The sequence below is a fragment of the Bartonella sp. AU16XJBT genome, from assembly GCF_028618665.1.
Lineage (GTDB): Bacteria > Pseudomonadota > Alphaproteobacteria > Rhizobiales > Rhizobiaceae > Bartonella.
Window position 1 is genome coordinate 12,420 of record NZ_JAQITF010000008.1, and the last position, 23,177, is coordinate 35,596.

The 23,177-nt window shown below is 38.9% G+C and carries 20 protein-coding genes; 4 read left to right on the forward strand and 16 right to left on the reverse strand.

What is annotated here, in order from left to right; translation table 11 throughout:
• Positions 1 to 4: 4 nt before the first annotated feature.
• The 3 genes from PVV66_RS05895 to cyoE form a co-directional block, all read right to left on the reverse strand.
• Positions 5 to 964, reverse strand: coding sequence for a homoserine kinase (locus PVV66_RS05895; protein ID WP_273718994.1), 960 nt, complete (start codon positions 962 to 964; stop codon positions 5 to 7).
• Positions 964 to 2,019 (reverse strand): 4-hydroxy-3-methylbut-2-enyl diphosphate reductase, encoded by a 1,056-nt coding sequence (gene ispH / locus PVV66_RS05900; protein WP_273718993.1) that lies wholly within the window; start codon positions 2,017 to 2,019, stop codon positions 964 to 966. Before ispH ends, PVV66_RS05895 begins: the two co-directional genes overlap by 1 nt.
• A gap of 168 nt (positions 2,020 to 2,187) precedes the next feature.
• A complete protein-coding gene (gene cyoE, locus PVV66_RS05905; protein ID WP_273718992.1) occupies positions 2,188 to 3,123 on the reverse strand; it encodes a heme o synthase in 936 nt (311 codons plus the stop codon).
• Between the two features lie 388 nt (positions 3,124 to 3,511).
• Between cyoE and PVV66_RS05910 the strand changes: the two genes are divergently transcribed.
• Both PVV66_RS05910 and tldD read left to right on the forward strand, forming a co-directional pair.
• A complete protein-coding gene (locus tag PVV66_RS05910; RefSeq protein ID WP_273718991.1) occupies positions 3,512 to 4,099 on the forward strand; it encodes an invasion associated locus B family protein in 588 nt (195 codons plus the stop codon).
• Between the two features lie 110 nt (positions 4,100 to 4,209).
• Positions 4,210 to 5,625 carry a metalloprotease TldD gene (gene tldD / locus PVV66_RS05915; protein ID WP_273718990.1) on the forward strand — a complete coding sequence of 472 codons (1,416 nt, stop codon included), beginning with the start codon at positions 4,210 to 4,212 and terminating at the stop codon, positions 5,623 to 5,625.
• Between the two features lie 529 nt (positions 5,626 to 6,154).
• On the opposite strand, the gene PVV66_RS05920 is transcribed toward tldD, so the two are convergent.
• The 8 genes from PVV66_RS05920 to PVV66_RS05955 all read right to left on the reverse strand — a co-directional run bounded on the left by PVV66_RS05920 (position 6,155) and on the right by PVV66_RS05955 (position 14,782).
• The gene (locus tag PVV66_RS05920) at positions 6,155 to 7,408 is read right to left on the reverse strand and encodes a class I SAM-dependent RNA methyltransferase (RefSeq protein ID WP_273718989.1); all 1,254 of its coding nucleotides are present in this window, start codon (positions 7,406 to 7,408) and stop codon (positions 6,155 to 6,157) included.
• Entirely contained in the window at positions 7,405 to 8,148 is a 744-nt protein-coding gene (locus PVV66_RS05925) for a TlyA family RNA methyltransferase (protein ID WP_273718988.1), read from the reverse strand. Before PVV66_RS05925 ends, PVV66_RS05920 begins: the two co-directional genes overlap by 4 nt.
• Positions 8,149 to 8,164: 16 nt before the next feature.
• Complete coding sequence (gene dxs, locus PVV66_RS05930; protein WP_273718987.1) at positions 8,165 to 10,072, reverse strand: 1-deoxy-D-xylulose-5-phosphate synthase; 1,908 nt, start codon at positions 10,070 to 10,072, stop codon at positions 8,165 to 8,167.
• Between the two features lie 244 nt (positions 10,073 to 10,316).
• Positions 10,317 to 10,571 carry an exodeoxyribonuclease VII small subunit gene (locus PVV66_RS05935; protein ID WP_273718986.1) on the reverse strand — a complete coding sequence of 85 codons (255 nt, stop codon included), beginning with the start codon at positions 10,569 to 10,571 and terminating at the stop codon, positions 10,317 to 10,319.
• Positions 10,572 to 10,578: 7 nt separating this feature from the next.
• Positions 10,579 to 11,682 (reverse strand): 3,4-dihydroxy-2-butanone-4-phosphate synthase, encoded by a 1,104-nt coding sequence (gene ribB, locus PVV66_RS05940; protein WP_273718985.1) that lies wholly within the window; start codon positions 11,680 to 11,682, stop codon positions 10,579 to 10,581.
• A 15-nt stretch (positions 11,683 to 11,697) separates the two neighbouring features.
• Entirely contained in the window at positions 11,698 to 12,786 is a 1,089-nt protein-coding gene (gene aroC / locus PVV66_RS05945) for a chorismate synthase (RefSeq protein ID WP_273718984.1), read from the reverse strand.
• A gap of 144 nt (positions 12,787 to 12,930) precedes the next feature.
• The gene (fabI, locus tag PVV66_RS05950) at positions 12,931 to 13,749 is read right to left on the reverse strand and encodes an enoyl-ACP reductase FabI (protein ID WP_273718983.1); all 819 of its coding nucleotides are present in this window, start codon (positions 13,747 to 13,749) and stop codon (positions 12,931 to 12,933) included.
• A gap of 130 nt (positions 13,750 to 13,879) precedes the next feature.
• A complete protein-coding gene (locus PVV66_RS05955) occupies positions 13,880 to 14,782 on the reverse strand; it encodes a J domain-containing protein (RefSeq protein WP_273718982.1) in 903 nt (300 codons plus the stop codon).
• 333 nt (positions 14,783 to 15,115) lie between these two features.
• Between PVV66_RS05955 and pdxH the strand changes: the two genes are divergently transcribed.
• Positions 15,116 to 15,739 (forward strand): pyridoxamine 5'-phosphate oxidase, encoded by a 624-nt coding sequence (gene pdxH, locus PVV66_RS05960; RefSeq protein WP_273718981.1) that lies wholly within the window; start codon positions 15,116 to 15,118, stop codon positions 15,737 to 15,739.
• Positions 15,740 to 16,149: 410 nt separating this feature from the next.
• On the opposite strand, the gene ubiA is transcribed toward pdxH, so the two are convergent.
• Positions 16,150 to 17,154: a 4-hydroxybenzoate octaprenyltransferase gene (gene ubiA / locus PVV66_RS05965; protein ID WP_273718980.1), complete on the reverse strand. Its 1,005-nt coding sequence runs from the start codon at positions 17,152 to 17,154 to the stop codon at positions 16,150 to 16,152.
• A gap of 90 nt (positions 17,155 to 17,244) precedes the next feature.
• Between ubiA and purD the strand changes: the two genes are divergently transcribed.
• Entirely contained in the window at positions 17,245 to 18,519 is a 1,275-nt protein-coding gene (purD, locus tag PVV66_RS05970) for a phosphoribosylamine--glycine ligase (RefSeq protein WP_273718979.1), read from the forward strand.
• Positions 18,520 to 19,439: 920 nt separating this feature from the next.
• Here purD and PVV66_RS05975 read toward each other — a convergent pair.
• From PVV66_RS05975 to PVV66_RS05990, 4 genes are all read right to left on the reverse strand, one after another.
• Positions 19,440 to 19,967 carry a DUF6101 family protein gene (locus PVV66_RS05975; RefSeq protein ID WP_273718978.1) on the reverse strand — a complete coding sequence of 176 codons (528 nt, stop codon included), beginning with the start codon at positions 19,965 to 19,967 and terminating at the stop codon, positions 19,440 to 19,442.
• A gap of 144 nt (positions 19,968 to 20,111) precedes the next feature.
• On the reverse strand, positions 20,112 to 21,521 hold the full coding sequence (locus PVV66_RS05980; protein WP_273718977.1) for an FAD-binding oxidoreductase: 1,410 nt from the start codon (positions 21,519 to 21,521) through the stop codon (positions 20,112 to 20,114).
• 2 nt (positions 21,522 to 21,523) lie between these two features.
• A complete protein-coding gene (locus PVV66_RS05985) occupies positions 21,524 to 22,486 on the reverse strand; it encodes an L-threonylcarbamoyladenylate synthase (protein ID WP_273718976.1) in 963 nt (320 codons plus the stop codon).
• Positions 22,483 to 23,157: a ribonuclease HII gene (locus tag PVV66_RS05990; RefSeq protein WP_273718975.1), complete on the reverse strand. Its 675-nt coding sequence runs from the start codon at positions 23,155 to 23,157 to the stop codon at positions 22,483 to 22,485. Before PVV66_RS05990 ends, PVV66_RS05985 begins: the two co-directional genes overlap by 4 nt.
• Positions 23,158 to 23,177 lie beyond the last annotated feature (20 nt).

Consider the following 23,177-nt stretch of genomic DNA (forward strand, 5'->3'; position numbering starts at 1 on the left):
AAATTTAAAAACCTAATCCACTTAGCGAATTTACGTTACTGAAAAAACAAAGCTTGTGCCAATATTCCCATGGATCTTTTTTAATAACAAAGCTCTCAGGCGGTGTATTAAACCAATCATAAAGACGTGTGAGTAAAAAACGTAAAGACGCACCACGAGCTAATAAAACAATCTTGTCCAATTCTAAAGAGATCAATGGTCGTATTTTTTGATAATTTTCCAATAACTTACGTGCTTTGGTAAGATTATAAGAATGATCAGGTTCAAAGCACCAAGCATTTAAACAAATCGCTAAATCATAAGAAAAAAAGTCATTACAAGCAAAATAGAAATCTATCACACCAGAAAGACGATGATTCACAAAAAAGACGTTATCATTAAATAAATCCGCATGAATAATGCCTGTTGGTAAATTGAATGGCCAATTTTCCTGTAAAAAAGCCAATTCCGACTCAATTTTTTGTCCAAACTCTTTTAACAATGCATCCTCTGTGGTTTGACAACGTTGCCACAATACCTGCCAATCCATAATAGAAAGCGTATTTTTACGACTGAGTGTAAAATCCTGTCCTGCTAAATGCAATTGCGCTAACCCCGTCCCTACTTCGCCACAATGACCTATATCGGGCTGACGGATCCACTCTCCTTCTAGAAAGGTGATAATAGCAGCAGGGCGTCCCGCTAGTTCACCGATCATCATTCCATCATTTTGAATAACGGGTTGTGGACAAGGAATTCCACGCTGTCCTAAATGCTGCATCAAGCAACAAAAAAAAGGTAAATCATCTTTTGAAATACGCTTTTCATAAAGTGTTAAAATAAACCGCCCTTGTGTTGTCTCCAGCATAAAATTAGAATTTTCAATCCCCTCCTCTATCCCTTGATAAGATAAAAGTGACCCTATTGTGTAACGGGTTAAAAACGCTTTTAAATCATTTGGGTGGATATCTGTATAAACGGCCATTATTCTGCTTTCATTGTAGACATGTCTGTATTCTCATTTTCATTTTTTGCATTATTTACTTGACCATTCACAAATGCCATATCTTGAGACGTTAAAATGACATCTCGTAATTCGCGACTCACCAAAAATCTTTCCGTTTCCACCACTGTTTCAGCTAATTCTATGGTCACATCATAACGCGCACGAAACGCTGAAATAATTTCATCAATAATAATTTCAGGCGCTGAAGCCCCTGCTGAAAGACTGACAACAGAAAGAGCTTTTAGGTTTTCAAAATTAATTTCATTAGCACGCTGAACTAAAATAGCTTGTCGCGCACCAGACTTTTCTGCAACCTCTACCAAACGTCTTGAATTAGAAGAATTTGGCGCTCCAACAATCAAAAACAAATCACTCCCCTTTGCTGCTGCCTTAACCGCATCTTGTCGATTCGTTGTAGCATAGCAAATTGACTCAGCCGCTGGGGCTGCTAATGTAGGAAAACGTCGTTGTAATACATTAAGAATTCCTGCAGTATCTTCAACAGAAAGTGTTGTTTGTGTGACAAATCCTAATTTATCCGGATCACTTGGTTGATAATGCAAAGCATCTTCTATCGTTTCAATAAGCGTCACAGCCCCCTCTTCAAGCTGTCCCATTGTCCCTATAACCTCAGGATGATCAGCATGACCAATCAATATAACATGACGGCCGTGACGTTGATGCCGTATCGCTTGTTTATGAACTTTCGAGACCAACGGGCATGTTGCATCGAGATAAAATAAATTATAACGTCGTGCCTCTTCTGAGACAGATTTTGGTACACCATGAGCAGAAAAAACAACTGGTTGATTGCGATGTTCTTCTGGAATCTCATCAAGTTCTTCAACAAAAACAGCTCCCCTTTGCTGTAATCCCTCAACCACGTAGCGGTTGTGTACAATTTCATGACGAACATATACGGGCGCACTATATTTTTTTAACGCAAGGAGAACAATCTGGATAGCACGATCAACCCCTGCACAAAATCCACGTGGACCACAAAGACGTATCGTTAAAGGGGGAAGTCCAGACATAAATCATCCTTAATCGCTATAGCTTTAGTCTCATATTCAAAAAAACGATTATTACATATGAATAAGCAATGTAAAAAAACACGCAATATCATCTTTGCATAAGAATACATTCTATAACATTTTTTTGCAGAAAAGCTCTTTTAAAATTTGCTGTTTCATTTTATTTGCTTAAAGGTCGATAAAATACCAAATAAGAGATTCAATCAAAAGAACTCCAAAGACAGCTGCCAAATAAAGTAACGAAAAGAAAAACGTTTTTTTGGCCATTAAAATAGTTTCATCATGTGTATTAGCTTTCCACAAACGATAAGCAAAATAAATAAAGATAATGCCTAAAATTGTCGAAAAAATGCCATAAAAAATTCCACCAAGACCGGTAAAGCAAGGAGCAACAGCGCATAGTACCATCAAAATAGTATAAAATAAGATCTGTTTTTTTGTTGAGTATTCCCCTCGTACATTAGGCATCATAGGAATGCCTGCAGCCTCATAATCAAGAGATGAAAAGAGAGAAAGCGCCCAAAAATGAGGAGGAGTCCACATAAAAATGATTAAAAATAATAAAAAGCTATCAATACTCACTGTCCCAGTTGTCGCGGCCCATCCAATCATTGGTGGAAAAGCCCCAGAAGCACCACCAATAACAATATTTTGCGGTGTAATACGCTTTAACCAAATTGTATAGATAACGACGTAAAAGAAAATCGTAAAAGCAAGAAAAAATGCAGCAAACCAATTAATGAAACTCCCCATAACCAATACCGAAAGCAGAGACAAAACCATGCCAAAAATAAATGCCTTTTGGGCGCTGATTTTACCCATAGGAATGGGGCGCTTTTTGGTCCGTTCCATCACGGCATCAATGTCTGCATCATACCACATATTCAGCGCTCCCGCACCCCCACCACCAGCAGCAATACATAAAATTGCTAAAAAACCATACCACGGATTGATAGAAACAGGAGATACAACCAAACCGACCAGTGCTGTAAAGACCACAAGTGACATAACACGCGGCTTTAATAATGTGATATAATCACCAATACTGGATTTTGGTGGCGTTGATTTACCATTCGCAACCGATAACTCTCCTGAAACAGACATTCCACACAAAACCCTTTTCCATTTCTGTCATTCACAAATAAATATTATCTGGCAAACATTATTTGGCAAATAATATCCAACGTATGGGAATGCTCCATTAAGACCAATCATATTTTTGAGAAAATATGGCATACCCTTTTTGTACGTATCCTCTAAAAATAGGTAAAAATATCTGCAACAAAAATGCATTTTTCAATCAACATTTTCTCTTAATATTACAAATGTATCATAAAAGTGTATTCTACCAAACATCATAAAGCCATGCTGAAAATTTATTCCCTATAAAATGCTCTTTCTTCTCATTTTCCTTTATTTCTTGCATAGGGATGAATATATTTTGTAAATATGGGTTTTGTGTTATAGTTTTTATGTGGGGAATTCATTTTTTATGCAAATCTATGCAGGGTTGTGTGTGTTGAATCGGATAGGATGTTCTGTGATACTTTATAAATTACTCAAAAAAGCTTTTTTTATTGGTGCTGTTCTTCACACATTTTATAGTAGTTCTATCAACCATGCTTTTGCACAAACACCTTATGCGCAAAATGTCCCTGCCCCACAAACCTATGGTGCATGGACAAAAGTTTGTACTCTACCACCAGGGACACCTAATATGCAATGTGAAGTTGTACAAAACGTCCATACACAAGATCGTCATGATATTACCTTGCGCGTTACATTTTATAAACTTCCTCAAAAGCAAGGTGCTTTAATGCGTGTTTTTGTTCCGATTCGCGTTGAGTTACGTCCTGGCGTCGGAATTAAAATTGACAATAAAAATATGGGCAGAATGGAATATCGTCGTTGTCTTGGTGATAATTGTGTTGCTGAAGCTTTTCTTAAAGAAGACGTATTACAACTCTTTTTAAAAGGGAAAATGGCAACCTATTTTATCTTTACGACCCCGGAGCAAGGAATTGGAGGTCTCGTTGACCTTGATGGCCTTGGCGATGCCTATGCAACTTTACCCACATGAATGAAATCAACGCACATTGGATGATTAAAATCTCATTATATATTTTAAGAGCTTCTTAAGCTAGATCAATGAAAATCTTCTAAGCCCCCAATAAAAATAGGATAATTCTTATGAAATCGCTGATTGATCATTTTGATATTGCTTCCTCTAAAGTGCAATCACTTGTACAGGAAACGCTTCATCATGCTGATGATGGCGAACTTTACCTTGAGTATACAGAAAGCGAAGCCCTTTTATTTGATAATGGACAACTTAAAAACGGTTCTTTCCATCAAGATATGGGGTTTGGTCTGCGTGTCGTTGCTGGAGAAGCGACTGGATATGCACATTCTAGTGAATTATCAGCTTCTGCACTCAAACGTGCTTGTGAAGCAGCTAAAGCTGTTACCTATAATAATCATGCCGGTCCTTATAGCATAGCCCCTCAACGAACAAATAAGAGACTTTATCAACCGCATAATCCCCTTGATGCTCCGTCATTTGAAGAAAAAAGTGCTCTTTTGCAAAAAATTGATGCTTATTTAAGAGCAAAAAATGACAAATTGCATCAAGTGACTGTTTCTCTTTCGGGCTCACTACAACATGTCGAAATTTTACGTGCAGATGGATATTTGGTTCGCGATATTCGTCCCCTTGTACGGCTTTCTATATCTGTTGTTGCGGCTGAAGGCAATCGACGTGAAAATGGTTTTTATGGATGTGGAGGGCGACAAGCATTTGACCAATTTATTCGTGAAGACAATTGGAAACAAGCCGCGGATGAAGCCTTACGTATGGCTTTAACAAATTTAGAAGCAGAAGCAGCACCTGCAGGAACATTTGATGTTGTCTTAGCCAATGGATGGCCTGGCGTTATGCTCCATGAAGCCGTAGGTCATGGTTTAGAAGGTGACTTTAACCGCAAAAAAACATCTGCTTTTGCTGGACTTTTAGGACAACAAGTTGCGGCAAAAGGTGTTACAGTTGTTGATGATGGAACAATTCCTCATTGCCGTGGCTCTCTCACTATCGATGATGAGGGGACCCCTTCAGGATATAACGTCCTCATTGAAGATGGAAAACTCGTTGGTTTTATGCAAGATAGGCTTAATGCACGACTTATGGGGAGTCAATCAACTGGAAATGGACGGCGTGAATCCTATGCTTATGCCCCAATGCCACGAATGACCAATACAATCATGCTAGGAGGAGATAAAACACCTGAAGAAATCCTTTCTTCCCTTAAAAGTGGTATCTATGCTGTTTCATTTGGTGGAGGACAAGTTGATATTACTTCTGGCAAATTCGTCTTTGAATGTACTGAAGCATACCGAGTAGAAAATGGTAAAATTGGTGCACCAATCAAAGGTGCAACTCTTATCGGAAATGGTCCGGATGCTATGAAACGTATCACAATGATTGGGAATGATAGTAAACTGGATAATGGTATTGGTATGTGCGGGAAAGCTGGCCAAAATGTTCCTGTTGGTGTTGGACAACCTCATCTGCGAATCAATAATATGACAATCGGTGGAACTGCGTTATAAAAGAGCAAATTTGCTTATTTCTTTCCAATATTGCCCCCTCCCGTCTATTAAAACGACTTATGAGGCAAGGTCTTTTTGTGTAACCAATTGATTTATAAAGATAACCTAGCGTCATTCAACTTGAATGAGACCCCTCAATACCATAGGATTCTCTTATTTTAAATCTGTGCATGTTGAATCAATAAAAATCATTGGTTTATAGGTTACAAGCGGGGAGAGCCATGTAGAGCGAAACTGCACAAGAAAGACATGCCGAACTGTCTCAAATACCAAAGGCTGTCACGACATTGGGAAATGGCAAATATAATGGTGGTGCTTGTTCAGACGCACCTTCTTCGTAATAGTTAGTCTTTTGTGTAGGGTAACGCTGTCTTTATAAAAAAGTCTAAAATAAGAATACTTCTTATATTCAGTGTTCTCATTCAATGAGAAAAGAAAAAAGCCTTTATTATAGATAAATGAGAAAAAGATTTTATAATAATATTCACGTGAACTAAAAAAATCTTCATAGCGTTAAAAAATTTTCAGGCTAAAGCTTCCAGCCCTTCTTCTTTTTCTTTTTGCTCAAAACAGCAACAATTTCAACATGGGTTGACCATAAAAATTGATCAATTGGTGTGATTTTTTCTATTGTATACCCCCCTGCAACAAGAAGTGATAAATCACGCGCAAATGTAGCAGGATTACACGAAATTGCCACAACACGTGATACTGTTGCCTTCGCCAATTCACGGACTTGTTCCTCTGCACCAGCACGAGGAGGGTCAAAAACAACACTCTCAAAACACTCAAGTTCCTTTACAGAAAGTGGATGGCGGAAAAGATCACGTTTTTCACAAGTGACTGTTTTTAAACCAGTTGAAAAACGCGCTGCTGAACTTAAATTTTCTAATGCTTTCTCATTATTTTCTACCGCATGAACATTCATCTTTTTTGCCATACGCAAGGTAAATGTTCCTACCCCTGAAAACAAATCAAGAGCATTCTTTGCTTTTTTTAAATGTGTCAAAATAATATTGCCCATTATATTTTCAGCTTCGCAGGTTGCTTGAAGAAAACCACCAGAAGGGAATTCAACACGGACATCTCCAAAGTAAATTACTGGTTTTTCTCGTTCAATCAAAACTTCACCATCAACAGATAAACGCGTAATCCCATATGAAAGAGCGGCACTAATCATTTTCTGACGGAGTGCTTCATGGTGTACAATACAACCGCTTAAAGCAACATCTAAACCATTTTCAACGCATGTTATCGTAACATGAAACCGTTTGACAGAGCTGCTTAGAAAAGCACAGAGCTCTCTGATATTACGCAACTGAGAAATAAGTTCTGGATGGCTTACTGGACATTCCTCAAGAGCGACAATCTCATGAGAGAGATAACGATTAAAACCAACTTTTTGACCTTGTGGAGTCATAGATGCTGTTAGAGTCACCCGCCGTCGGCTATAGGGTTTACATTCTATTAAAGGTGTAACAACGCTATTAATTCCATACTTTTTAAGTGCATCAACAACCAATTGTCGTTTCCATACGCGATAAGCATCAGCACGCCAATGTTGAAGCGTACAGCCTCCACATTCTCCAAAATGCTGACAAAGCGCATCAACGCGTTCTGGGGATTTTTCTTTTAATGCTATATATGTTGCATATTTTCCATGAACAATAATTTCAGCATATTCTCCTGGCAAAGTAAAAGGAACATAAACAAAGCCATGCCTCGTCTTAGCAGTACCATAACCATTTGTTCCAATATGGTCGATGATAACATTATCACTCACTGTTGCTTTTCTCCGAATAGTAAATATTCCACATTGCCATCACCTCCTTTAATAGGGGAAGGAAGTAAATCTTTTGCACGCCATCCTGTTTGCGTATTGAGCCAGACAAAAAGTCCCTCAGCGGTTTCTTTAGCTCTTGAGGGATCTAATATTCCTCCCTTACCAAGGTGTTTACGACCAACCTCAAACTGAGGCTTTACCAGTAAAACAGCTTGGGCACCCTTTTTGGCTAAAGACAAAACGGGAGGCAATGCAAGTTTGAGAGAAATAAAGCTAACATCTGAAACGATAAGATCAATTTCCCGCCCGCCTAAATGTTCCTGTTGGAAATCTCTAACATTCAAGCCTTCTAATAATGTTATAGCACTGTTGCCCAATAAACGTTTATCAAATTGATGATGCCCAACATCAACAGCAATGACATGCGCTGCTCCTCGTTCTAAGAGAACTTGTGTAAAACCACCTGTTGATGCACCAACATCAATGGCTGTCACTTTATCCGTTATAATCGGAAATGCATCAAGTGCTGCAATCAATTTCAATGCTGCCCGCGAAACATAATTCTGCGCTGGATCACAAACAACAATCTCTGCATCATCAAAAAAAGTTTCCCCCGCTTTAAAAACTCTTTCACCATTAACTTTAACAGTTTGGCGCATGACAGCATCACGTGCGCGGGAACGTGTCGTAAAAAAGTTTCTTTCAACTAAAAGAATATCGAGTCTTTTTCTGGAAGCCATCTCATACTCGAATTTTCTATTCCATTTGAATTTTGCGTCCCAAAGCCATCAATACCGTGTTGACAATACCCACCGCATCAAGCCCAATCATTGAGAGAACTTTTTCTGGTGGACCATGATTCAAATATTCATCAGGAAGTTTTAATGTACGAACTTTCAAACCATGCTCTAAGAGCCCTTCTTGTGCTAAAAATTGTAATAAATGCGCTCCAAATCCACCGATTGCCCCTTCTTCAATTGTCACCAATACTTCATGCTCACGAGCTAAACGACGCATTAAATCCTTATCCAAAGGTTTTGCAAACCGTGCATCTGCAACCGTTGTCGATAACCCTTTAGCCCCCAACCTATCAGCAGCTCGCAACGCTTCTGATATTCGTGTTCCAAAACAAACCAGAGCGATCCTATTTCCTTCACGCAGAACGCGTCCTTTTCCAATCTCTAATATCTCACCACGTTGCGGTAAATCTATACCAATACCTTCACCACGTGGATAACGAAAAGAAATGGGGCCTTGATCATAAGCTGAAGCTGTACGCACCATATGCATCAGTTCAAGTTCATCTGAAGGCGCCATAACAACAAACTCAGGAAGCGTGGCCAAAAAAACAATATCAAAACTGCCAGCGTGCGTTGCACCATCTGCCCCCACAAAACCTGCGCGATCAATGGCAAAACGTACCGGTAATTTTTGAATTGATACATCATGAATAATTTGATCATAAGCACGCTGTAAAAAAGTAGAATAAATTGCAACAAAAGGCTTATACCCTTCACAAGCAAGTCCTGCCGCAAAAGTTACGGCATGTTGCTCAGCAATCCCAACATCAAACATCTTTTCAGGAAATTTTTCTGCAAAAGCATCAAGTCCTGTCCCTGTTGGCATCGCTGCCGTTATGCCAACAATCTTATCATCATGGCAGGCTTCTTCTATTAAAGCTTTAGAAAATACCTTAGTATAGGGTAAAATATTACTTGATGCCTTAATTTGTCTTCCTGTCGTGACATCAAAACGATTAACACCATGATATTTATCAGATGAGGCTTCTGCGGGTGGATATCCCTTTCCCTTATGGGTTATAACGTGCACCAAAACAGGACCATTAGGGTATTCACGAACATTTTTTAAAACAGGCAATAAATGCCCTAAATTGTGCCCATCTATGGGTCCAACGTAATAAAAGCCAAGCTCATCAAATAACGTTCCCCCAACCAAAAGGCCACGCGCAAATTCCTCTGAACGACGTGCCTTATCCAAAAAAAACTTTGGCAATTTTTCGCTCAACATCTTTACGCGTTCACGCAAATGACGATAAGAAGGACGAGACACTAATCGTGCAAGATGCGCACTCATAGCACCTGTAGGCGGTGCGATAGACATATCGTTATCATTCAGAACAACAATCAAGCGTGCATCTAACGCACCAGCGTTATTCATTGCTTCATAAGCCATACCCGCAGACATTGCACCATCACCAATGACAGCAATGATATTGCGTCTTGTCTCTTCTTTCAAAGCACTTGCCACCGCCATGCCAAGCCCCGCGGAAATAGATGTCGATGAATGACCCGCTCCAAATGGATCATATACACTTTCTGAACGTTTTGTAAAACCTGATAGTCCCCCCTCTTGACGTAATGTGCGAATTTTTTCTCTCCGCCCTGTTAAAATTTTGTGCGGATAGGTTTGATGACCAACATCCCAAATAATCCTATCCTCGGGTGTATTAAAAATATAATGTAATGCAACTGTAAGCTCAACAACACCAAGTCCCGCCCCAAGATGACCACCTGTTACAGAAACAGCATCAATTGTTTCGGTCCGCAACTCATCAGCCAACTGTACCAGATCAGACTCAGATAATGCCCGCAAATCTCGCGGAAAACAAACACGGTCAAGCAATGGTGTTAAGACCTGAGACAAAAAAATTCCTTTCTATTATCTTAGCTCAAGAGAAAGCAACGATAAAAATATATCTTCTCTACTCGTTTATTGAGAGCTTTACATCTTTTCTACTGAAAAATGCTTTTCTCTCTTTGAGATGATTAATGATCTTTTCCATTTTTAACTTATTTTATAAAAAAGAAATCAATAAAATTTGCTTTTTATAAACTAAGATTATTGCATCTCTTAGAGTCCCACAATAAATATCCCAAAATATTTAATATTATTGAGCATCAAGTGGTTCTACTCCTTCTGGAGAACATTCCTGTGAAAGCTGAATTTTTTCAACTTTGGCTTCAGCAACTTTTAAGAGTTTTTCACAATGTTTTTTAAGCGCTTCACCACGTTCATAAATATCAATGGATTGTTCCAAAGGCACATCGCCACGTTCCAAATTTTCAACAATAGCTTCAAGTTGCTTAAGCGCTTGCTCAAAGCTTAAGGTCGTAATATCACCCTCTTGTATCTCTTTTTTCATATGAACCTCAAAAAATATCTGTTCTAGATATACGAATTCCAAAACCTTCTAAACCTACATAATGATGCTCTTTAGAAGCATAAACAATAACAGAGCCTATTCCTAAATATTTTAAAATTTGTGATCCTAAACCAATTTTGCGCCATTCTTCTTCACGCTCAATCGCCTGCACATGGTTTTCTAAAACGTCTCTTTCCATGTTTTGAATGCCAATAGTTGATTGTATAATAGATCCTTCACGCAAATAAACAAATACGCCACGTTTTTCTTTTTCCATCATACGCTGCATCATCACCATGATATCTGAAGATTGACAAAAAACGTCATTTATAATGTTTTCATGATGGAAATGCACAGGAATATCATCACCCTCACGGATATCACCAAAAATAATCGCAACATGCTGAACAGCTTCCCAAGGAAGTTGATAACTTTGAATAATAGCCGGTCCTACCGGTGTTTCAATCGGCATTTCCCCAACATGCTTGATCAATATTTCTTTACGCTGGCGGTAAGCAATTAAATCTGCAACCGTTATGATATGCAACCGATGTTCTTGTGAAAATTTTGTAATCTGATCGCCATGTTTAACGCTTCCATCATCATTGACTAACTCACCGATAACACCAACCGGCGGTAAACCAGCTAATTTACATAAATCAACAGCGGCTTCTGTATGACCTGAACGCATAAGAACCCCCCCTTCATGCGCGATCAAAGGAAAAACATGTCCTGGACGAACAAAATCATCCGCACCTGCATTTGAATTTGCAAGATTACGCACCGCCAATGTACGGTCATGCGCCGAAATCCCTGTTGTTATACCGTGTTTAAAATCAATAGTAACAGTAAATTGTGTCCCATGTGCAGAGTTATTATCTCGTACCATAGGAGCAAGATTAAATCGTTGTGCCTCTTTTTTGGGCATAGGTGTACACACAATCCCTGTTGTGTGACGAAGAATAAATGCCATCTTTTCTTCTGTACAATGCGCTGCTGCAACTGTTAAATCACCTTCATTTTCACGGTCATTATCATCTGTCACCACAACAATTTCACCGCGTTCAAAAGCTTTAAGCGCAGAAACAATTTTTTCTTCATTATACGCCATTATTCACCTTCTCAATCACCCAACTTGACCGCGATGTCTTAAATAATGGTCAGCAATAGCACAAGCTACCATCGCTTCACCAACAGGAACGGCACGAATCCCAACACATGGATCATGACGTCCCTTCGTTATAACGTCTACATCATGACCATCAACATCAATGGAGCGACAAGGCGTTAAAATGGATGAAGTAGGCTTTACAGCAAAACGTGCAACAATTGGCTGTCCACTCGATATTCCCCCTAAAATACCCCCAGCATGATTGGATAAAAAAAGTGGTTTTCCATCATTTCCCATCCGCATTTCATCGGCATTTTCTTCTCCCCTCAAGCGGGCTGCCGCAAAACCATCACCAATTTCAACCCCTTTTACCGCATTAATTGACATAAGGAATGATGCAATGTCTTGATCAAGTTTTGCGTAAATAGGGGCTCCTAAACCTGCCGGAACATTTTCTGCAACGATCTCCACAACCGCACCAACAGATGTACCATCTTTACGGATTTTACTGATATAATCACTAAAAATCTGAACCATCTCTGCATCAGCTGTAAAAAAAGGATTATTTTCAACCTCTGACCAATCCCAACGATCACGATTAATATGATGGGGACCAATTGCTACCACGGCTCCTCGTACAACCAAATGAGGCACAACTTTACGAGCCAAAGCACCAGCCGCAACGCGTGCTGCCGTCTCGCGTGCTGAAGCACGCCCCCCCCCCCGAAAATCACGAATGCCATATTTAACATCATACGTATAATCTGCATGACCAGGACGATATTGATGAGCGATTTCTCCATAATCTTGAGAGCGTTGATCTGTATTTCGAATCAACAAAGAAATTGGCGTGCCTGTTGTAACTAATGTCGTCCCGTCTTCCTGCGCAATCGCTCCTGAAAGAATTTCTACTTGATCTTGTTCTCGGCGCTGCGTTGTATATTTAGATTGCCCGGGTCTACGCTTATTAAGATAAGCTTGAATTTCTGCAAGAGTAAAAATAATTCCGGGTGGGCAACCATCAATGACACAACCAAGAGCAGCACCATGACTTTCACCCCATGTTGTTACACGAAACAAATGACCAAATGTATTATGCGACATGAAAAAAGATCCATTTCTCTGTCAAATATACGCAACGACAACGCATGTTGAGCTTTACACAAAACCGCTCTTTACTACAAATATTCTTAGCCGCTTCAAATTTGGTCAAATCACCGCTGTCCAATACGGGTCCTTAAACCAAACTTATTCTTTAACGACGGAAATATCTGGTGCATCAACGGCTTTCATACCGATGATATTATAGCCTGAATCGACATGATGAACTTCACCGGTAACAGAACGAGACAGATCCGAGAGAAAATAAAGAGCAGAATCACCCACCTCTTCAATCGATACCGTACGACGTAAGGGAGCATTATATTCATTCCATTTTAGAATATAACGGAAATCACCAATACCTGAAGCCGCTAACGTTTTAATTGGTCCAGCTGATATCGCATTAACACGAATATTTTGGGGGCCTAAATCTACCGCTAAATATTTCACGCTCGCTTCAAGAGCTGCTTTGGCAACCCCCATAACATTATAATTGGGAACAACCTTTTCCGCACCATAATAGGTTAGTGTTAAAATTGAACCACCGTCTAACATCAACTTTTCTGCACGCTTTGTTAGCGCTGTTAGGGAATAAACCGAAATATTCATGGTCATCATAAAATTTGATTCGCTGATATCAACATAACGACCAGTTAATTCATCTTTATCAGAAAAACCAATAGCATGAACTAAAAAATCAAGTTTACCCCATTTCTTCTCTATGGCTCTAAAGACTGTATCAATAGAGGTACTGTCAGAAACATCACAATGTCCACAAACAAACCCTTTTAATTCTTCAGCCAAAGGCTCAACACGCTTTTTCATTGCTTCACCCTGATAGGTGAAAGCAAGCTCTGCTCCTGCAGCACTTGCTGCTTTAGCGATTCCCCAAGCGATGGAGCGATTATTGGCCAACCCCAAAATTAAACCACGCTTACCGTACAATAAACCATTACCCTTCGCCATCAGCACTGCCCCATTGTTACTTAAAATTAATATTATTCATCTGCCTATGACACAGGTCAACTTTTTCTTCAAGTAATTGGTTTAAAATCAAACAAAAACCACACTTTGTATATATAAAAAATTTTAAAAATTAATCTTTTTGCGTTTGCAAAAACTGTTCTAGCGCAGCATTTTCACTTTCCGGCAACATAACACGAACATGCACATAAAGATCATCTCTTGTACCATTTTTTAAACGAAGCCCTTTTCCTTTCAACCGCAAAACGCGATCAGAACTTGACCAAGCAGGAATCGTTAAAACCACACGTCCTTCCAATGTCTCAACTTCTTCTTTTGCTCCCAAAACAGCATGTTTAAGAGAAACGGGTAAATCAAGATGAAGCGCCCTTCCTTCAACCCGAAAACGAGGATGTTTTTGAATCTGAATGGTAATCAACGCATCTCCTGCTTGCCCATGAGGAACCTCTTCTCCCTGACCTTTTAAACGAATAGTTTGCCCATCTTCAATATAATCGGGAAGTTTAATTTTTAACTTTTTTCCATGAGGAAAAACAGCTTCCACCTTTTCTGCGCCAACCATCTGCTCTAATGTTATGGTAAGATTAGCGCGAATATGGGCTCCTTGTTGAGGGCGATTATAGTGTGTGGAATTTGAAAAGCTACCACCTCCCCCAAATAGATCGCGAAAAATATCACTCGCATCAAAACCTGGTCCCCCTGAAGAGGAAAAATCAAATCCTTTCGCTCTTCCTGAAAAGGGATTTTGTTTATTACTAAAATTTTCACCAGCACCATAGGCTTGATAAAGCGGTTTGCCTTCCATATCAATTTCACCGCGGTCAAATTGTGCCTTTTTATCTTTATCACCTATAATTTCATAAGCTTGATTAATTTCAGCAAACTTTTCTTTAGCCTTTGCATCATCTTTATTGTGGTCTGGATGATACTTCTTTGCTAATCTTCTAAATGCTGATTTAATCTCTTGCGGTTTTGCGGTACGTGCCACACCCAGAATCGTGTAGGGATCACGCATATTGCCCTCTTTTCAATTTTTTCGTTTTCAAAATATCAACGGATACGTTGCTCAATACCCCTCATAGCTTTATCAGTCTATTCTAGAGAATAATTTCTTCTTTTCTTTTATATGTCTATCAAGAAACTAAAATACCAGATAAAATGAGATATTTATTTAATATAGCTTATTGTCGTCTATGCTAAAGACAAAAATAACGAGACCTCCATAAAAATACGCGTTAAAAATATATGAAAGCATTGGCTTTTTGAAAATAAGAAAAAATGGTACTTTACTTCTTGATGAAAAAGTAAATGAGAAAATGCCCTATGCTCACTGACATTTGGAGACACTATGAGCCATAAAATACCAACAGACGATCATTTTATGCAAATGCAAAAACCTTTTGAACTTTTTGCAAAGTGGCTTGAAGAAGCAACGATCAGCGAAATAAATGATCCGAATGCTATGGCACTCGCAACAGTTGACGAAACAGGACTTCCTAATGTTCGTATGGTTCTCCTCAAAGATTATAGTCCTCAAGGCTTCGTCTTCTATACCAATTATGAAAGCTGTAAAGGGCAAGAAATTTTAAAATCAATGAAAGCATCCTTAGGGTTTCATTGGAAATCGCTCCATCGTCAGGTCAGAATAAGAGGAATTGTTGAAAAAGTAAGTCCCCAGGAAGCCGATGCCTATTTCCAATCACGCCCCCGTGGGAGTCGAATTGGTGCATGGGCATCTAAACAATCTCAACCATTAGAAAATCGTTTTGTGCTCGAAAAGGCAATTGCTCAATATACTGCGCGTTATGCTCTAGGCCCTATTCCACGACCACCTTATTGGTCTGGTTTTCGTGTTAAACCCCTTTCTATTGAATTCTGGCGTGACCGCCCATTTCGTCTACATGATCGTCTGCTTTTTACACGCGATTGTGTTGAAAACAACAATTGGAAAAGACAAAAACTCTACCCCTAATCCTTCAAGCTTCATCGTTATGAGTTTTTTCTGACAGTTAAACGATTATTGTCTATTTGCAAAATTCTAAAAGGAGATGATTTATTTCATTTAAAGAAGAATTTTATTTTTACGATAAAAGTTGATTGATAATATTCTCTATCGCTTGAAGATAGGTTAGCGACAAGCTTATTGAAGAGAAAGTGCACTTTCAATTAAAAAATTGTTCATTCCTCCTAAAAACTATTTTCATTTCAATAAAATTTGATAAAAGCGTCGTTTCGAACCAGAAAAATCTGGAACGAAACTAATCATAAAATACAAACAAGCTTTGAAAATTCAAAGAATAATAAACTTTAAAATCAATGAAAGTATCTTTGTATTTTCATTCTTCTCCCCATCATTATAGAATACATAACTTTAACGTGTTGTTAAACTGTAGGATAAAATATCATCCATAGACCACCACAGACTAAACCAGCAAAAATCACAAAACCAATAAACGAATTAGATTTGAAAAGCCTAAGGCATTGTGCACTGTCATCTATATCAATGACTTTAATTTGAATAAACATATGGATGCTTGCCACAAAAATTCCCAAAAAACTCAATGGAGGAACTTTAGCCAAATAAAATGCTAAACTAACGAATACGACAAAACCACCATACAGAAATACTAAAGCACGCTTAGTGCCTTTACCAAAGAGAAGCGCCGTAGAACCGATACCAACAGTAATGTCATCCTCTTTATCTTGATGTGCGTAGATTGTATCGTATCCTATGGTCCACAAGATTGATCCCACATAAAGTAAAATTGGTTCCCAGCTTAAACTTCCAAACACAACGGCCCACCCCATTAATGCTCCCCAATTAAATGCAACGCCTAAAAAAAACTGCGGCCAATAGGTTACGCGTTTCATAAAAGGATAAAATGCAACGGCTATCAATGACGAAATGCCTAGAAAAAAACTAAACCTATTAAATTGTGATAAAACGCCTAAACCAACCAAACATTGCACAAGTATAAAAGCTTTTGCTTGAAACCGACTCACATGACCTGTCGGTAATGGACGAGAACGTGTTCTTTCTACCTGAGAATCGATTTTATGGTCAATAAGGTCATTCCAAGTACATCCAGCCCCTCGCATAGCGACGGATCCCAGAAAAAAAAGAAAAAGATACCAAACCCAATGAAGAAGCATTGATAAAAGAGGCTCATAATGCATGTCATAAGAGAGAAAAGCCATTGTTGTTGACCAAAAACAAGGCCACATCAACAATTGCCATCCGATAGGCCGATCCCAACGCGCCAATTGCGCATAAAACCATAAAGAACAGGGAAGAAAATTATAGACCCATTGTTTGGAAGATGCATCCATAACCCGTCCTTGGCTATCATGGGACTGAACATGGGGAATATTTTTATTTTTTTTCATCAAATGATTTACCTTTAGTCTTGCGATAGAGACATTTCATTCTTATGAGAAGAAGATGAAATTAATCATCTTTTATGAGAGGAGCAAGCAATGAATATTCTTCTTATCGGCTCAGGTGGACGAGAACATGCTTTAGCATGGAAAATCGCAGCATCACCACTGCTCAAAAAGTTATATTGCGCTCCTGGAAATCCTGCCACAACAGAATTTGGTGAAAATATTAATTTAGACATTGATGACCACCCCCTTGTTATTGATTTTTGTAAAGCACATTCTATTGATCTTGTGATTGTGGGACCAGAAGCACCATTGGTTGCAGGTATAACCGACTCTCTTAATAGCGCCAACATCTGTGTATTTGGTCCTACTCAAAAAGCTGCTCAACTAGAAGGTTCAAAAGCTTTTACAAAAGATTTATGTTGTAAGAATAACATTCCTACAGGAAGTTACCAATGCTTTAATGATGCGGCTAAAGCCAAAGCTTACATTCATCAACAAGGTGTTCCCATTGTCATTAAAGCCGATGGCTTAGCAGCTGGCAAAGGTGTTGTGGTTGCAACAACGATAGAAGAAGCATTTAACGCCGTTGATGCCTGCTTCAAAAGTGCCTTTGGAGATGCAGGAAACAAAATTGTTGTAGAATCTTTTCTTGAAGGCGAAGAAGCAAGCTTCTTCTGTCTTTGTGATGGTAAAATTGCCCTTCCCTTTGGATCTGCTCAAGATCATAAGCGTGTGGGGGATGGAGATACTGGAGCAAACACCGGTGGTATGGGGGCTTATTCACCAGCACCCATCATGACCGAAGAAATGGTGAATCGCGCCCTCAAAGAAATTGTTGAACCCGCTTTAAAAAGCATGAATGAAATGGGCGCCCCTTTTAAAGGCATTCTCTTCGTCGGATTAATGATAACGCAAAAAGGACCCGAACTCATTGAATTTAATGTACGATTCGGTGATCCTGAATGTCAAGTTTTAATGATGCGCCTCAAAGATGATATTCTACCGATTTTTCTTGCTGCTGCTCAAGGAAAACTTGAAAATAAACCTCTTCAATGGTCTGAAAAAACTGCTATCACCGTTGTTATGGCTGCTAATGGTTATCCAGGCTCTCCCCAAAAAGGAACTGTTATCCGTAACGTTGATAAAGTAAACACACTTCCGGATGTGAAAGTTTTCCAAGCTGGTACCGCATTGTGCAATGGAGAACTTATTGCAAATGGTGGACGTGTTCTCAATATAACAGCAACAGGAAAAACGATTACACACGCACAAAAACGTGCTTATGAAGCTGTTGATTGTATTGATTGGCCAGAAGGCTTTGTTCGTCGTGATATCGGATGGCGAGCCATTGCGCGAGAAAACTAAATCTTTTGGTATTCTTTTTTACGATTTGATTCTTTCACCTAAGAGCATGATACATGAATTTTCTTATTGTTTTGCATTGTCCATAACTTTGGGAAAAAATGAATATATTTTCCTTTAAAAAATAAAATACCTAAAAAAGAATGCGCTTCATGTTATTCAAGAACAAAGCAATATATCTCATGCTCTTTCTCCCATTTCACGATCTTAACCGTGAAGAGTATAAACCCATTCTGCAATCTTAACGAAATAAAGAAAAAAACCGATACTATCGTTTGATCCAACGCCCAATGTTACCGATAACTCTTGTTATCTAGAAAACTTATCAGAGAGTTTTTGCTCTTTTTGAGTACTTTTCATCCACATGAGCATTCCCTCTTGATAACGTGCAAGAAAATGATTTTGATTATAAGAGAGAAATGAGAATATTATATTCGTAGCTCTCATTTAATATGACAAAATGATTCATTATTTTTATAAATCAATAACTTGCTTTATAAAAAAGGAAGTAAAAAACACTCCCCGCCATTTGCTCGTGTTTTAACGATGTAGCAAAAACAAAAATTACATCATCAATAAAAAAAGCATTTAATATTAATCAATTTCTGCTGCCAATATGTACTGTCAAAAAAACTCTCATTTGCAATCCTTGACTTCCTCTTTGCCTTAAAGAGCTAGAACTCCCGCCAAAACCGAGCTCTAAACAGTCAGATTTCTTATTGAGTTTGTTCCCCTTGTCTTCCCACTCATGTACTTCACTGCTGTAAGGCTCGACAAACAAACTGAAGACTATTTACCACGTCCTCTAAAAACACCTCATATGTGAAGCTTGTGCATGCCTTATATCAGTGCGCTAAATAACAGTGTTTTACGACACAACAAGATCAATGCTTATAATCGAAAAAAATGAATACATATTAATATTATTGCAGTGTAATTCGATTTGCAATCACCAAACGCAAACCTAACGGATTGCTATAACGAAGAAAAAAACGCTTTTGTTTAGAATGCGACGCTGTATCAAAAAATCGATGTAAATCAGAGCGATCTTTTACAACCACAATGCGCTCATCTTCATTAATCATAAGCATGGGAAGATCATAAGTATCCGCCCACAACCGCCAATCCAGAAGAACATTATTCAAATCTCTGGAAACCAAAAGCGGAATACAAGATTCCTCATCTGCATGAAGTAATTCTAATGCAACAGCTCTCTCTCCTGAACATGTTTTTACGGTACGTGCCGCAATTCCTTTAAAATGATAAGAGGGCACTAAATGCGATAAGCTTGAAGGCTTATCCATTTTAAAAAAAACACCGCGCTCATTTAACGAACAAATGACCTTATTGCCCGTTTTGGATGAAAAATATGTCGTCGTTTGTGGCAAATGGCACGGATCTAACCGAAATTCAAGCACCGCTTTTGCCTGATTAAAGCATTGATTAGCCATATACAGTGTCCCAATTTATCTTAAATAACATACACCTTTTAGCAGCTTTTCCTCATTGGATTATTAAAAGTTTGAATAAAAAACAACTGGTTTATTTTTTGGTTATTAAAATCTAAACAAAAATACATGATCAGCATTTTTGAATTATAATACTTTTCTAGGATTCATGATTCCTAAAGGATCGAGTGTTTTTTTAATCCCTCGCATAATATCCAATGCGACAGGCGATTTAAAAGAACGAAGTTCTTCGCGCTTAAGCTGACCAATTCCATGCTCAGCAGAAAATGCACCTTGATAATCCATCACTAACCTATGAATGCGATGGTTCATTTTTGGCCATAACTGCAAGAATGCTGTCGTATCAGCACCTGTCGGTTGTGTAACATTATAATGCAAATTTCCATCACCCATATGTCCAAAACACACCACCCGCGCCCCTGGAGCAACATCTTCAACAATAAGTGCTGCCTCAGCAATAAAATCAGAAATGGAAGCAAGCGGTACAGCAATATCGTGCTTAATAGATCCTCCCAACAATTTTTGTGCCGGTGATATACTTTCTCGCAATTGCCAAAAAAAATCTTGCTGTTTTAAAGATTGCGCAATAATTGCATCTTCTATCACCGCCCTCTTTAAGGCTTTTTCTAAAATAATACTCAACACGGATAACGCCTCATCATTACCTTGCAACGATGAAATGTTCATTAATACATACCATTCATGTTTCTGTTGGAGGGGAGACTGCTCACACATCTTATAATCTAAAGCCATTTGCAAACTGAGGTTTCCCATAAGCTCAAAGCCCGTCACCATCCCTCCCCCATATTCTTGAGCCAAAGATAAAAATTCAAGAGCCTTCGCTGGACTATGTAATCCCACTAAAGCAACGGCTTTTCCTTTTATTTTTGGAAAAATCTTCAAAACGGCTGCAGTTATAATGCCTAATGTGCCTTCTGCACCAATAAAAAGATTTTTCAAATCGTAACCGCTATTGTCTTTTTTAATAAAGCGCAAATCATCCAAAATACGGCCATCCGGTAAAACAACTTCCAAACCAAGACAAAGGTCACGCATATTGCCATAAGCTAAAACAGCTGTCCCTCCAGCATTTGATGAAAGATTTCCTCCTATTTGGCAAGAACCTTCAGATGCCAAAGAAAGAGGGAAAAAACGGCCTGATTCATCCACTTTTTTTTGTAAATCCTGTAAAATAACACCAGCTTCTACAACAACAAAATTCCCTTCAAGATTCATCGCTTTAATCTTATTTAATCGCTCCATGGATAAAAGAACGCTCTCTCCTTTTTCATCTGGTTGTTGCCCCCCTACGAGCCCTGTATTTCCACCTTGAGGTACAATTGGTGTGCGTGTTTTACTCGCTAACTGCATAATCAATGAGATTTCTTGCGGTGAAGATGGACGTAAAAGTAAGGGTGTTTTGCCGTGAAAAAGCCCTCGCTCTTCAAGCAAATACGGTGCAATCAACGCCTGATCTGTTATAGCATGCTTGGCACCAACAATTTCTCTAAACCTCTCAATTAATTCCTGCTCCATGTTCATTTCTCCCTTGGAGCTGCAGCCCTTATAAGACGATCATTGATAGCTTCTCCTAATCCATATGATGGAATAGGTTCTACGGCTATACATCTCACTTTAAATGAATCTAATTCCTTCATGTATTGAAATAAATGAGAAGCTGCTTCTTCCAACTTTCCTTCTTCGCTAAGGTTTAAAATAAAAACAGCATTCTCAGCCCCCATAACACGCTTTGGACCAAATGCTAAAAGCGCTTCACCATTTTCCACCTTTTCTACATTCAAACGAATCGCGGCATTGGGAGCATAATGTGATTTTAACATCCCTGGAGCTTCAATCGCCGCCCTTTGATCTCTCCGTTTTAAAGACTTCCCCACAACTTCTTCAATTTTATCAGCCGAAAGCCCCCCTGGACGTAAAAGATAAATATTTTCACCACAAATCTTAATAATCGTTGATTCAAGCCCTATTCTAGCAGGTCCTCCATCCAATATCAAAGGAACAGATTCCCCCAAAGATGCAAAAACAGCCTCAGCCGAAGTAGGACTAAGACTCCCCGATTGATTCGCACTAGGCGCAGCAAGTGGACGGCCAAAACATTGTACAATTTCCGCAAAACGACTATCTGGAAAACGAATAGCCAATGTATTCAAACCGGCCGTTGTTAAAGGATGGATATTATGCTGTTCCTTTAAAGGTAAAACCAATGTCAAAGGACCTGGCCAAAACGCTTCCATTAGTCGATGCGAAAGAAAATCAATTTCAACATAGCGCTCCGCCATTTCAATACCGTTGACATGCGCAATAAGAGGATTAAATTGTGGACGCTTTTTTGTAGAAAAAATAGAAGAGATCGCCCTTCCATTGGTTGCATCGCCCGCTAATCCATAAACAGTTTCCGTTGGTAATGCTACCAACCTGCCTTGTTCAAGAAGCGCTATTGCTTCTTTTATCGAAACGCTATTGAGTGGTCGAATCGTCATGACACATCATTCCTATAACGCTCTTTGAGTGGCGCAAAACTATAACGATGTAATCTTACAATTGGACCATATTTATCAAGAGCCCTACGATGGGCTAATGTTGCATACCCTACATGCTTCTCTAAACCATACCCTTTATAAACTTGTCCAGCACATTCCATCATCCGGTCACGCGTTACTTTCGCAATAATAGATGCAGCTGCAATTGAAACCGAACGCTGATCACCCTTAATCAATGCCGTTGCGGGACAGGATAGCTGAGAAGGGATATCACGTCCATCAACAAGTACATAGTGAGCTGGAACAGCTAATCCTGTAATACAGCGACGCATTGCTTCCAAAGTTGCTTTTCTAATATTAGATTGATCAATTGTACGAGCGCAAAGACTAGCGACTGACACCGCTAATGCACTTTGCAAGATTTCATGATAAAGCCTACTCCGTTGAAGGAAGGAAAGCTTTTTTGAATCATTTAACCCATCAGGAATATGATCTTTATCCAAGATAACCGCTGCCGTTACCACAGGTCCAGCGAGAGGTCCCCGTCCTACTTCATCAACCCCTGCTATATGAAAAAAACCTTGTTTCTGCAAATCTAATTCGCACAAAAAATTTGGTTGAAGTGGCAAATTAAACCTCTTTGATAAATCACAAATACAACAAATACCCATCCATTTCTGCAATCTGCTTA

What these genes read in the sequence shown, in the direction of transcription:
- aroC (WP_273718984.1), bottom strand. Translation starts at nt 12,786, where the DNA reads ATGTCGCATAATACATTTGGTCATTTGTTTCGTGTAACAACATGGGGT.
- PVV66_RS05980 (WP_273718977.1), bottom strand. Translation starts at nt 21,521, where the DNA reads ATGGAGCAGGAATTAATTGAGAGGTTTAGAGAAATTGTTGGTGCCAAG.
- pdxH (WP_273718981.1), top strand. Translation starts at nt 15,116, where the DNA reads ATGAGCCATAAAATACCAACAGACGATCATTTTATGCAAATGCAAAAA.
- PVV66_RS05935 (WP_273718986.1), bottom strand. Translation starts at nt 10,571, where the DNA reads ATGAAAAAAGAGATACAAGAGGGTGATATTACGACCTTAAGCTTTGAG.
- tldD (WP_273718990.1), top strand. Translation starts at nt 4,210, where the DNA reads ATGAAATCGCTGATTGATCATTTTGATATTGCTTCCTCTAAAGTGCAA.
- PVV66_RS05895 (WP_273718994.1), bottom strand. Translation starts at nt 964, where the DNA reads ATGGCCGTTTATACAGATATCCACCCAAATGATTTAAAAGCGTTTTTA.
- PVV66_RS05925 (WP_273718988.1), bottom strand. Translation starts at nt 8,148, where the DNA reads ATGGCTTCCAGAAAAAGACTCGATATTCTTTTAGTTGAAAGAAACTTT.
- PVV66_RS05985 (WP_273718976.1), bottom strand. Translation starts at nt 22,486, where the DNA reads ATGACGATTCGACCACTCAATAGCGTTTCGATAAAAGAAGCAATAGCG.
- PVV66_RS05910 (WP_273718991.1), top strand. Translation starts at nt 3,512, where the DNA reads ATGCAAATCTATGCAGGGTTGTGTGTGTTGAATCGGATAGGATGTTCT.
- ubiA (WP_273718980.1), bottom strand. Translation starts at nt 17,154, where the DNA reads ATGAAAAAAAATAAAAATATTCCCCATGTTCAGTCCCATGATAGCCAA.
- ribB (WP_273718985.1), bottom strand. Translation starts at nt 11,682, where the DNA reads ATGGCGTATAATGAAGAAAAAATTGTTTCTGCGCTTAAAGCTTTTGAA.
- purD (WP_273718979.1), top strand. Translation starts at nt 17,245, where the DNA reads ATGAATATTCTTCTTATCGGCTCAGGTGGACGAGAACATGCTTTAGCA.
- cyoE (WP_273718992.1), bottom strand. Translation starts at nt 3,123, where the DNA reads ATGTCTGTTTCAGGAGAGTTATCGGTTGCGAATGGTAAATCAACGCCA.
- PVV66_RS05990 (WP_273718975.1), bottom strand. Translation starts at nt 23,157, where the DNA reads ATGGGTATTTGTTGTATTTGTGATTTATCAAAGAGGTTTAATTTGCCA.
- PVV66_RS05975 (WP_273718978.1), bottom strand. Translation starts at nt 19,967, where the DNA reads ATGGCTAATCAATGCTTTAATCAGGCAAAAGCGGTGCTTGAATTTCGG.
- ispH (WP_273718993.1), bottom strand. Translation starts at nt 2,019, where the DNA reads ATGTCTGGACTTCCCCCTTTAACGATACGTCTTTGTGGTCCACGTGGA.
- fabI (WP_273718983.1), bottom strand. Translation starts at nt 13,749, where the DNA reads ATGGCGAAGGGTAATGGTTTATTGTACGGTAAGCGTGGTTTAATTTTG.
- PVV66_RS05955 (WP_273718982.1), bottom strand. Translation starts at nt 14,782, where the DNA reads ATGCGTGATCCCTACACGATTCTGGGTGTGGCACGTACCGCAAAACCG.